We start from the raw sequence: 10104 nt of genomic DNA, 5'->3' as shown, positions 1-10104 counted from the left end.
GCCGTCGGCGAGCGCCTCGCGCAGCGCCATGACGTCCCGCTCGGTGCGCAGCGGCGGGTTGACCTTGTAGACCGGGTTGTACGACCGCACCAGCTCGTCGGTGAGCAGGAGGTGGTGCGGGGTGACCTCGGCGGTGACGTCGATGCCGCGGGACTTGGCCCAGCGGACGATCTCGACGCTGCCCGCGGTCGACAGGTGGCAGATGTGGACGCGGGAGCCGACGTGCTCGGCGAGCAGCACGTCCCGGGCGATGATCGACTCCTCGGCGACGGCCGGCCAGCCGCCCAGGCCCAGCTCGGCGGAGACGACGCCCTCGTTCATCTGGGCGCCCTCGGTCAGCCGGGGCTCCTGCGCGTGCTGGGCGACGACGCCGCCGAATGCCTTCACGTACTCCAGGGCGCGCCGCATGATCACGGCGTCGTGGACGCACTTGCCGTCGTCGGAGAAGACGGTGACGCCGGCCGCGGACTCGTGCATGGCCCCCAGTTCGGCGAGCGTGCTGCCCTCCAGGCCGACGGTGACGGCGCCGACGGGCCGTACGTCGCAGTAGCCGTGCTCCTTGCCGAGCCGCCAGACCTGCTCGACGACGCCGGCGGTGTCGGCGACGGGGAAGGTGTTGGCCATGGCGAACACGGCGGTGTAGCCGCCGCTCGCCGCCGCGCGGGTGCCGGTCAGCACGGTCTCGGAGTCCTCGCGGCCGGGCTCGCGCAGATGGGTGTGCAGGTCGACCAGGCCGGGCAGCAGCACCTTGCCCTCCGCCTCGACGACCTCTGCGCCCTCGGCGCTCAGCCCGGTGCCGACGGCCGCGACGGTCCCGCCGTCGATCAGCACGTCCTGCGGGTCGCCGCCGAGCACCTTCGCACCGCGGATCAGGGTCTTGCTCATCGTGTTACTTCTCCTCCGTGGTGCGGGCGGCGTGGGTGAGGGCGGGTTCGTTGCCCCCGAGCAGCAGGTACAGGACGGCCATCCGGATGGAGACCCCGTTGGTGACCTGTTCGACGGCGGTGCAGCGTTCGGAGTCGGCCACCTCGGCGGTGATCTCCATGCCGCGGACCATGGGGCCGGGGTGCATCACGATCGCGTGTTCGGGCATCCGCCGCATGCGCTCGCCGTCGAGGCCGTAGCGCCGTGAGTACTCGCGCTCGGTCGGGAAGAACGCGGCCTTCATGCGCTCGCGCTGCACGCGCAGCATCATCACGGCGTCGGACTTGGGCAGGGTGCGGTCGAGGTCGTAGGAGACCTCGCAGGGCCAGGCCTCGACGCCGACCGGCAGCAGCGTCGGCGGGGCGACGAGGGTGACCTCGGCGCCGAGGGTGTGCAGCAGGTCGACGTTGGAGCGGGCGACCCGGCTGTGCAGGACGTCGCCGACCAGCGTGATGCGCCGGCCGGAGAGGTCCTGGCCGATCCCGGTGTCCCGGCCGACGAGCCGGCGCCGCATGGTGAAGGCGTCGAGCAGGGCCTGGGTGGGGTGCTGGTGGGTGCCGTCGCCGGCGTTGATGACGTGCGCGTCGATCCAGCCGGAGGTGGCCAGCCGGTACGGGGCCCCGGAGGCGCCGTGCCGGATGACGACGGCGTCGACGCCCATGGCCTCCAGGGTCTGGGCGGTGTCCTTGAGGGACTCGCCCTTGGAGACGCTGGACCCCTTGGCGGTGAAGTTGATGACGTCCGCGGACAGCCGCTTCTCCGCGGCCTCGAAGGAGATCCGAGTCCGGGTGGAGTCCTCGAAGAAGAGGTTGACGACGGTCCGGCCGCGCAGGGTCGGCAGTTTCTTGATCGGCCGGTCGGCGACCCGGGCCATCTCCTCGGCGGTGTCGAGGATCAGGACGGCGTCGTCGCGGGTGAGGTCGGCGGCCGAGATGAGATGACGCTGCATCTTTCAGGCTCCGTAAGACGGTTCAATCGGAAGAACGGGAGAATCCGGGCATCCCGGGGCGTGGCGGCACACCGGGCCGGCGCACGCGGGAGGCGCGCCCGGATCGCTACGGGGAGGGCTGCTTGGCGCCGAGCAGCACGGTGTCGCGACCGTCCTCCTCGGCGAGCAGGACCTTGACCGTCTCCCGCAACGACGTGGGGAGGTTCTTGCCGACGTAGTCGGCGCGGATGGGCAGTTCGCGGTGGCCGCGGTCGACGAGGACGGCGAGCTGCACCGCGCGCGGGCGCCCGATGTCGTTCAGCGCGTCGAGGGCGGCGCGGATGGTGCGCCCGGAGAAGAGCACGTCGTCGACGAGGACGACCAGCCGGCCGTCGATGCCGTCGCCGGGGATCTCGGTGCGGGCCAGCGCGCGCGGCGGGTGCATGCGCAGGTCGTCGCGGTACATGGTGATGTCGAGCGAGCCGACCGGGACCTTGCGCTCGGTGACCTGCTCGAGCTTGGCGGCAAGCCGCTGGGCGAGGAAGACGCCCCGGGTCGGGATGCCGAGGAGCACCACGTCGTCGGCGCCCTTGGCGCGCTCGACGATCTCGTGGGCGATGCGGGTCAGTACCCGCGCGATGTCGGGGCCTTCGAGAACGGGCCGCGCATCGGAGTGCGTGTCCATGTGAACGGACCTCCTTCTCCGCCTCACGGGACGGACCTTAAAGGACGTCGGGATTACGTCGGCCACGCTATCAGGTGGGGAGCGACACCCCTGATTCCCCCTCCCGCCACCGCCGGCCACTCCATCGGCGCAACGGTTCGCGCCGGCTCCGGAAGAGTCGGTGTGGACCGTTCGGCTTGACGGGCGAGAGTAACTCTGCGTAACCTCACAGTGAGTTACCAGCCGCGCGGCCCGGAAATCATGCCGGTCGCGTCGACACAGTGCCGGGGAGCTATATGTCCAGCGAATACGCCAAACAACTCGGGGCCAAGCTCCGCGCGATCCGCACCCAGCAGGGCCTTTCCCTCCACGGTGTCGAGGAGAAGTCCCAGGGCCGCTGGAAGGCGGTCGTGGTCGGTTCGTACGAGCGCGGCGACCGCGCAGTGACCGTGCAGCGTCTTGCCGAGCTGGCGGACTTCTACGGCGTTCCGGTGCAGGAACTACTTCCCGGCACCACGCCGGGCGGTGCCGCCGAGCCGCCGCCGAAGCTGGTCCTCGACCTGGAGCGGCTGGCCACGGTGCCGCCGGAGAAGGCCGGCCCGTTGCAGCGGTACGCGGCGACGATCCAGTCCCAGCGCGGCGACTACAACGGCAAGGTGCTCTCGATCCGCCAGGACGACCTGCGCACGCTCGCCGTGATCTACGACCAGTCGCCCTCGGTCCTCACCGAGCAGCTGATCAGCTGGGGCGTACTGGACCCGGACGCGCGTCGCGCGGTCGCCTCGCACGACGAGGGCTGATCGCACCACCGCCCGAGCAGAAACGTACCGCCGGGGTGGCCCGACCTGCAGAGGTCGGGCCACCCCGGCGGCGTTCGTTCTGCGTTCGTTCTGCGGGCCGAGGAGCAGGCCAGGGGCCGGGAAGGCCCGGGACCGGCTCCGGACACGCCGGAGGGCCCGCNNGCGGGCCCTCCGGCGTGTCCGTGCCGGTCCCCGGGGCCTGTGGGGCTGGTGCGGCTGGCCGGTGCCGGATCAGACCTCGTCGCGGCGGAGCGAGGGCTTGAGCTCCTTGAACCGGCCGAGGAGGCCGTTGACGAACGAGGGCGACTCGTCCGTGGAGAACTCCTTCGCCAGCTGCACCATCTCGTCGAGGACGACGGCGTCCGGGGTCTCGTCGACCCAGACCAGCTCGTACGCGCCGAGACGCAGGATGTTGCGGTCGACGACCGGCATGCGGTCCAGGGTCCAGCCGACCGAGTACTGGGCGATCAGCTCGTCGATGCGCGCCGCGTGCTGCGCGTAGCCCTCGACCAGCTGCATCGTGTACTCGCTCACCGGCGGCTGCCGGGTGTCGGACCGGGAGTGCCGGATCCAGTCCGCGAGGACCGTCAGGACGTCGGCGCCGCGCTGGTCACCCTCGAAGAGGATCTGGAAGGCGCGCTTGCGGGCCGTATTGCGGGCAGCCACGGTTAGCTGTTCACCCGGCCGAGGTAGTCGCTCGTACGGGTGTCGACCTTGATCTTCTCACCGGTGGTGATGAAGAGCGGGACCTGGATCTGGTGCCCGGTCTCCAGCGTGGCCGGCTTGGTGCCGCCGGTGGAGCGGTCGCCCTGGACGCCCGGCTCGGTCTCGGCGACGGTCAGCTCGACGGCGGCCGAGAGCTCGACGAAGAGCACTTCGCCCTCGTGCTGCGCGACGGTGGCCTCGAAGCCCTCGACGAGGAAGTGGGCGGCGTCGCCGACGACCTTGCGGTCGATGTGCAGCTGGTCGTAGGTCTCCATGTCCATGAAGACGAAGTAGTCGCCGTCCATGTAGGAGAACTGCATGTCCCGCTTGTCGACGGTGGCGGTGTCGACCTTCACACCGGCGTTGAAGGTCTTGTCGACGGTCTTGCCGGAGAGCACGTTCTTGAGCTTGGTGCGCACGAAGGCCGGGCCCTTGCCGGGCTTGACGTGCTGGAACTCGACGACGGACCAGAGCTGGCCGCCTTCGAGCTTGAGCACCATGCCGTTCTTGAGGTCGTTCGTGGAAGCCACGTTGCGGAATCTCCTGGACTGACGTGAGACGACTCGGGGCCGGCACTCGGCGCGAAGCTAGAGCGCCAGCAGCTCCTTGGTCGTGATGGTGAGTAGCTCGGGTCCGCCGTCCGCCTCGGGGCGCACGACGAGCGTGTCATCGATCCGGACACCGCCCCGGCCCGGGAGGTGGACCCCCGGTTCGACGGTGACCGGCACACAAGCGTCCAGTTTACCCATGGTCCCGGGCGTCAGTTGAGGGTCCTCGTCGATTTCGAGTCCGACTCCGTGTCCGGTGAGTGCCGGAAGGGCCGCCGCGTACCCCGCGCTGTCCAGTACCTGGCGGGCCGCGCGGTCCACGTCGCGGCAGGCGGCGCCGGGTACGAGGGACTCCCGGCCGGCCCGCTGAGCGGTGAAGACGAGGTCGTACAGCTCGATCTGCCAGTCCGCGGGAGCGGTGCCGATGACGAACGTACGGCCGATCTCGCAGCGGTACCCGCGGTAGGTGGCGCCGAGACAGACGGAGAGGAAGTCGCCCTCCTCCACCCGCCGGTCGGTGGGCCGGTGACCGGGCCGCCCGGCGTTCGGGCCGGTGGCGACGGAGGTGGCGAAGGCCGGGCCGTCGGCGCCGTGGTCGACCAGGCGGCGCTCCAGTTCCAGCGCGAGATGGCGTTCGGTGCGGCCGACGAGGATGGATTCCAGCAGCTCGCCGAGGGCCTGGTCGGCGATCTCCGCGCCGATGCGCAGACAGGAGAGCTCCTCCTCGTCCTTGACCACCCGGAGCTGTTCGACGGCGCCGCCGACGTCGGCCAGGCGCAGCCCGGGGGCGACCGAGCGCAGGGCGCGGTGCCGGGTCACGGTGAGGTGGTGCTCCTCGACGGCGAGGGAGTCGGCGCCCCCGGTGGCGGCGAGCCCGGCGGCCTCGACGGCGGGATCACCACCGGTGCCGGGCACGGCGTGCACCCGCAGCGCCTCGTCGGGCCGGGTCTGCCCGGAACGGTCGTCGGGCAGCCCGGCGCACACCAGGAAGTCCTCGGCCGGGCCCAGCAGCAGTACGGCGCCTTCGGGGGCGGGGCCCGCGAGATAGCGCACATTGGCGGGCCGGGTGACCAGCGCCGCCGCGCTGCCACCCGCGTTGCAGCATTCCCTCAGCCGCGTCCGGCGGAGCGCGTACACCTCAGACATGTCCCGAGCCTATGAGCGGTGGCCGGAAAGCGCCGTTCGAGAGGTCCGAGTGGGCGGGGGATGCGGCCCCCGGACAGGCGTGCGGCGGGCGCCGGGGGCACCGTCACAGCGCGCCGGAGACAGCGGGCCGGGCAGGCCCTCAGGGCCTGCCCGGCGGATCCGGCCGACGGGAACACACCGCGCCCGCCCGGGACGGGTGGGCGGGGGCTGCCGGCGCTGCCGACCGCACCGCGTGGCTCACCAGGACGGAGGACTGGCGATGGACCGGGCGAGGACGTCGTCCAGGACCTCGGCCGTTTCCGGTATGCCGAGCTGGGAGTTGTCGATGATCGGGAGGCCCGAGCCGTACCAGCCGGCCATGCGGCCGTGGATGCGGGCGACCTCCTCGTCGCCGAGGCGGCGGTTGCCGGACCGCTCGGCGTTGCGTTCCAGGACGATGTCCAGACCGGGCAGCAGCACGACCGGCAGCAGGCCGGGTCCCACATGCCGTTTCCAGCCACCGAGGCCGACGACCGGGCGGTCGGGGAAGACGGCGTCGTCGAGGATGCAGGAGATCCCGTTGGCGAGGAAGTTGCGCGCGGCGAAGCCGCAGGTGCGGCGGGCCAGGCGGTACTGCGCCTCCGAGTGGTCGTTCCACCCGGTCTGCGGGTCGGCGAAGCCGGACCGCACCCACTCCCGTACGTCGTCCAGGCTGATGTGCGCGGTCGGCACCCGGCGGTGGCCCGCCCAGTACTTGGCGACGCTGGTCTTCCCGGCGCCCGCGGGGCCTATGAGCAGGACCGCGAGGGTCGTGCGGGCCGGGTCGGCCGCCGCGGGGGCCTGCGGGACACTGGGCATGGCGACGGGGCCGCCGGGCGGCAGCGGCACCTGCCCGGTGGTGTCCGGCGGCGGATGCGGGGACTGCGGGACGCCCGTGGGCTGCGGTGTCGGTCCGGGGTAGCCGGGGGCCGGTGGCGGCCCGGGCACCGGGGCGGGCCCCTGGTGCGCCCCCGGGGGGTGAGCCCCCAGGGGGTGCGCTCCCGGATGATGTGCGGCCGGTGACCAGCCGTCGGCCGGTCCGTGCCCCGGTCGGTGGGGCGGCGGCAGCGGAGAACCCACTGCGTGCTGCATCCGGTGCCACTCCGTCTCGGTCTGCTGGGCTCGGTTCACTCGCCGCGGGCGACAAGCACTGAGGGCAGGGTGGGCCCCCGCGCTCCCCGACAGCCTAGAGCGTCGGAGCGGCTGTTCGAACGGGTACCGCCCCTGCCGTTGTCCGGTGAACGGCCGAAAGTGGCCCTGAGTGCCCTGCCCCGCCGGGTCGATTGCCCGGCGGGGCAGGAGCCTGCTCCCGCCGGGCGCCGGTCTGCCCGGCGGGAGCGGGGTCCGCGGATGCTACTCCGCGACTTCTCCGTACGCGGCGAGCAGCACCGCCGGGTCCGGTCCCTCCAGCACGGTGGGCTTGGCGAGGCCGTCGAGGACGATGAAGCGCAGCAGGTCGCCGCGGGACTTCTTGTCGACCCTCATGTTCTCCAGCAGCCTCGGCCACTGGTCGTGGCGGTAGTGCAGGGGCAGCCCGACCGATTCGAGGACGGCGCGGTGCCGGTCGGCGGTGGCGTCGTCCAGCCGGCCGGCGAGCCGGCCGAGTTCGGCGGCGAAGTGCATGCCCACCGACACCGCCGCGCCGTGGCGCCACTTGTAGCGCTCGTTCTTCTCGATGGCGTGCCCGAGCGTGTGACCGTAGTTGAGGATCTCCCGGCGGCCCGCCTCCTTCAGGTCGGAGGAGACGACGTCGGCCTTGACCCGGATCGAGCGCTCGATGAGCTCGGCGGTGTGCGGGCCCGCCGGGGTGCGGGCGGCCTGCGGATCGGCCTCGATGAGGTCGAGGATCACCGGGTCGGCGATGAAGCCGGCCTTGATGACCTCCGCCAGCCCGGAGACGTAGTCGTTGGTCTGGAGGGAGTCCAGGGCGGCGAGGTCGCACAGCACGCCGGCGGGCGGGTGGAAGGCGCCCACGAGGTTCTTGCCCTCGGCGGTGTTGATGCCGGTCTTGCCCCCGACGGCCGCGTCGACCATGGCCAGCACCGTGGTCGGCACCGCGATCCAGCGCACCCCGCGCAGCCAGGTGGCGGCCACGAACCCGGCCAGGTCGGTGCTGGCGCCGCCGCCCACGCCCACGATGACGTCGGTGCGGGTGAACCCGGACTGGCCGAGTGCCTTCCAGCAGTAGGCGGCGACCTCGGCGGTCTTGGCCTCCTCCGCGTTCGGCACCTGGATGGCGACGGCCTCGTAGCCCTGCTCGGCGAGATCGGCGCGGAGCGCCTCGCCGGTCTCGGCCAGGGCCTCGGGGTGCACGACCGCGACCCGCTTGGCGGCGGTCCCGATCAGCCCGCCGAGCTCGCCCAGGAGCTGCCGGCCCACCAGGACCTCGTACGGGTCGGTGCCCGCGGTGCCGCCGATGTGGATCCGCGTCACTGCCTCGCTGCTCATGCTTGCTTCATCTCCAGTGCGTCCAGGGCGGAGCGGGTGACCTCTTCCGGCGTACGGCCGTCCGTGGCCACGACGGCCGTGGCCACCTCCTCGTACAGAGGGCGCCGGGCCTCCATCAGTTCGCGCCACTGCTTGCGCGGATTGACGGCGAGCAGCGGCCGGGCGACATTGAGGCCGGTGCGCTTGACCGCCTCCTCGACGTCCATCGACAGGTAGACGACCCGCTGCCCGGCGAGCAGCGCGCGCGTCTCGGCGTCGAGGACGGCGCCGCCGCCCAGGGCCAGGACGCCCTCGTGCTCGGCGAGCGCGGTGCGCACCGCCTGCTTCTCGAGCGCGCGGAAGGCGGGCTCGCCCTCGTCCACGAAGATCTCGGCGATGCTGCGGCCCGTCCCGGCGACGATGTCGTCGTCGGTGTCCCGGTAGCCGACGCCCAGGCGCTCGGCCAGCAGGTGCCCGACGGTGGACTTGCCGACGCCCATCGGGCCGATCAGCACGATCAGCGGAGTCACCGGATGGCCAGGTTCTCGAGGTAGGACGTCACATTGCGGCGGGTCTCGGTGACACTGTCGCCGCCGAACTTCTCCGCGACCGCGTCCGCGAGGACCAGGGCGACCATGGCCTCGGCGACGATGCCGGCCGCCGGTACGGCGCACACGTCGGAGCGCTGGTGGTGGGCGGCGGTCTCCTCGCCGGTGACGACGTCCACGGTCCTCAGTGCCCGCGGCACGGTCGCGATCGGCTTCATCGCGGCCCGTACCCGCAGCAGCTCACCGGTGGTCAGACCGCCCTCGGTGCCGCCGGAGCGGCCCGAGGAGCGCTTGATGCCCTCGTCGGTGGCGACGATCTCGTCGTGCGCCTGGGAGCCGGGCACCCGTGCCAGGTCGAAGCCGTCGCCGACCTCCACGCCCTTGATCGCCTGGATGCCCATGAGGGCGGCGGCCAGCCGGGCGTCGAGCCGCCGGTCCCAGTGCACGTGCGAGCCGAGGCCGACCGGTACGCCGTACGCCAGCACCTCGACGACTCCGCCGAGGGTGTCGCCGTCCTTGTGGGCCTGGTCGATCTCCGCGACCATCGCCTTCGACGCGTCCGCGTCCAGGCAGCGCACCGGGTCCTCGTCCAGCCGCTCCACGTCGGCCGGGGTCGGGTACACGCCGTAGGGGGCCTTGGCGGCCGCGAGCTCCACGACGTGGGAGACGATCTCGATGCCGGCCGTCTCCTTCAGGTACGACCGGGCCACGGCGCCCAGCGCCACGCGGGCCGCGGTCTCCCGCGCGGAGGCCCGCTCCAGGATCGGACGAGCCTCGTCGAAGCCGTACTTCTGCATGCCGGCGAGGTCGGCGTGGCCGGGGCGCGGACGGGTCAGCGGGGCGTTGCGGGCGAGGCCGGCCAGCACCTCGGGGTCGACCGGGTCGGCCGCCATGACCTGTTCCCACTTCGGCCACTCGGTGTTGCCCACCATGACCGCGACCGGGGAACCGAGGGTGAGGCCGTGCCGGACACCGCCGAGGAAGGTGATCTCGTCCCGCTCGAACTTCATCCGGGCACCGCGGCCGTAGCCCAGCCGCCGCCTCGCGAGATGGTCCGCCACCATGTCCGTGGTGATCGGCACGCCGGCGGGAAGACCCTCCAGCGTCGCGACGAGTGCGGGACCGTGGGACTCCCCCGCGGTCAGCCAGCGCAACCTGCTCAACGGTGCTCCTCCATGCTCGCGCCCGGTACTGCCCTGCGCACGCGGCGTCGCGTACGGCTACGGCGCGACGGGGTGCGCGGCCCCGGCCCGCCACGTCCGATCCTCCCACGTTCGGGCGGCGTGTCCGGTCGCCGGTCCATCAGTCGGACGAGCGGCGACGGGGCGAGAGAACCGCCGGTACCGAGGGTGGGGCGGGGCGGTCCGGTGCCCCGGTCCGACGGCCCCGCCCTCCG

At 72.5% G+C, this 10104-nt stretch carries 11 protein-coding genes; 1 reads left to right on the top strand and 10 read right to left on the bottom strand.

The window, feature by feature from the left end; genetic code table 11:
• The 3 genes from AOK11_RS16875 to pyrR all read right to left on the bottom strand — a co-directional run.
• Nucleotides 1–885: dihydroorotase (locus tag AOK11_RS16875; protein WP_055594546.1), on the bottom strand; the 885-nt coding region annotated here is incomplete at its 3' end.
• A 4-nt stretch (nucleotides 886–889) separates the two neighbouring features.
• Complete coding sequence (locus AOK11_RS16870) at nucleotides 890–1873, bottom strand: aspartate carbamoyltransferase catalytic subunit (protein ID WP_055594545.1); 984 nt, start codon at nucleotides 1871–1873, stop codon at nucleotides 890–892.
• 106 nt (nucleotides 1874–1979) lie between these two features.
• Complete coding sequence (pyrR, locus tag AOK11_RS16865) at nucleotides 1980–2537, bottom strand: bifunctional pyr operon transcriptional regulator/uracil phosphoribosyltransferase PyrR (protein WP_055594544.1); 558 nt, start codon at nucleotides 2535–2537, stop codon at nucleotides 1980–1982.
• Between the two features lie 275 nt (nucleotides 2538–2812).
• Between pyrR and bldD the strand changes: the two genes are divergently transcribed.
• Nucleotides 2813–3316 carry a transcriptional regulator BldD gene (gene bldD / locus AOK11_RS16860; protein WP_055572227.1) on the top strand — a complete coding sequence of 168 codons (504 nt, stop codon included), beginning with the start codon at nucleotides 2813–2815 and terminating at the stop codon, nucleotides 3314–3316.
• A 231-nt stretch (nucleotides 3317–3547) separates the two neighbouring features.
• Here the strand turns inward: bldD and nusB are convergent, their stop codons facing one another.
• The 7 genes from nusB to aroC all read right to left on the bottom strand — a co-directional run bounded on the left by nusB (nucleotide 3548) and on the right by aroC (nucleotide 9871).
• A complete protein-coding gene (nusB, locus tag AOK11_RS16855; protein ID WP_055594543.1) occupies nucleotides 3548–3982 on the bottom strand; it encodes a transcription antitermination factor NusB in 435 nt (144 codons plus the stop codon).
• Between the two features lie 2 nt (nucleotides 3983–3984).
• Complete coding sequence (efp, locus tag AOK11_RS16850; protein ID WP_055572225.1) at nucleotides 3985–4551, bottom strand: elongation factor P; 567 nt, start codon at nucleotides 4549–4551, stop codon at nucleotides 3985–3987.
• Between the two features lie 57 nt (nucleotides 4552–4608).
• Complete coding sequence (locus AOK11_RS16845) at nucleotides 4609–5715, bottom strand: aminopeptidase P family protein (RefSeq protein WP_055594542.1); 1107 nt, start codon at nucleotides 5713–5715, stop codon at nucleotides 4609–4611.
• A gap of 237 nt (nucleotides 5716–5952) precedes the next feature.
• Nucleotides 5953–6825, bottom strand: a complete 873-nt coding sequence (locus AOK11_RS16840; protein ID WP_079034896.1) for a Pro-rich N-terminal domain-containing protein — start codon at nucleotides 6823–6825, stop codon at nucleotides 5953–5955.
• 261 nt (nucleotides 6826–7086) lie between these two features.
• Nucleotides 7087–8181, bottom strand: coding sequence for a 3-dehydroquinate synthase (gene aroB / locus AOK11_RS16835; protein WP_055594541.1), 1095 nt, complete (start codon nucleotides 8179–8181; stop codon nucleotides 7087–7089).
• Nucleotides 8178–8660 (bottom strand): shikimate kinase, encoded by a 483-nt coding sequence (locus AOK11_RS16830; RefSeq protein WP_055594548.1) that lies wholly within the window; start codon nucleotides 8658–8660, stop codon nucleotides 8178–8180. Before AOK11_RS16830 ends, aroB begins: the two co-directional genes overlap by 4 nt.
• Nucleotides 8661–8686: 26 nt before the next feature.
• Nucleotides 8687–9871, bottom strand: a complete 1185-nt coding sequence (aroC, locus tag AOK11_RS16825; RefSeq protein WP_055594540.1) for a chorismate synthase — start codon at nucleotides 9869–9871, stop codon at nucleotides 8687–8689.
• Between the last annotated feature and the right edge of the window lie 233 nt (nucleotides 9872–10104).

It is taken from the genome of Streptomyces hirsutus, assembly GCF_001418415.1.
Classification (GTDB): domain Bacteria; phylum Actinomycetota; class Actinomycetes; order Streptomycetales; family Streptomycetaceae; genus Streptomyces; species Streptomyces hirsutus.
Note: the sequence above shows the minus strand (reverse complement) of the source record. Positions and strands in the feature narration are given on the sequence as shown.

Bases quoted from the DNA above. Each gene is read 5' to 3' on its own strand.
- AOK11_RS16870 (WP_055594545.1), bottom strand. From the start codon at position 1,873: ATGCAGCGTCATCTCATCTCGGCCGCCGACCTCACCCGCGACGACGCC.
- pyrR (WP_055594544.1), bottom strand. From the start codon at position 2,537: ATGGACACGCACTCCGATGCGCGGCCCGTTCTCGAAGGCCCCGACATC.
- bldD (WP_055572227.1), top strand. From the start codon at position 2,813: ATGTCCAGCGAATACGCCAAACAACTCGGGGCCAAGCTCCGCGCGATC.
- AOK11_RS16845 (WP_055594542.1), bottom strand. From the start codon at position 5,715: ATGTCTGAGGTGTACGCGCTCCGCCGGACGCGGCTGAGGGAATGCTGC.
- AOK11_RS16840 (WP_079034896.1), bottom strand. From the start codon at position 6,825: ATGCAGCACGCAGTGGGTTCTCCGCTGCCGCCGCCCCACCGACCGGGG.
- aroB (WP_055594541.1), bottom strand. From the start codon at position 8,181: ATGAGCAGCGAGGCAGTGACGCGGATCCACATCGGCGGCACCGCGGGC.
- AOK11_RS16830 (WP_055594548.1), bottom strand. From the start codon at position 8,660: ATGGGCGTCGGCAAGTCCACCGTCGGGCACCTGCTGGCCGAGCGCCTG.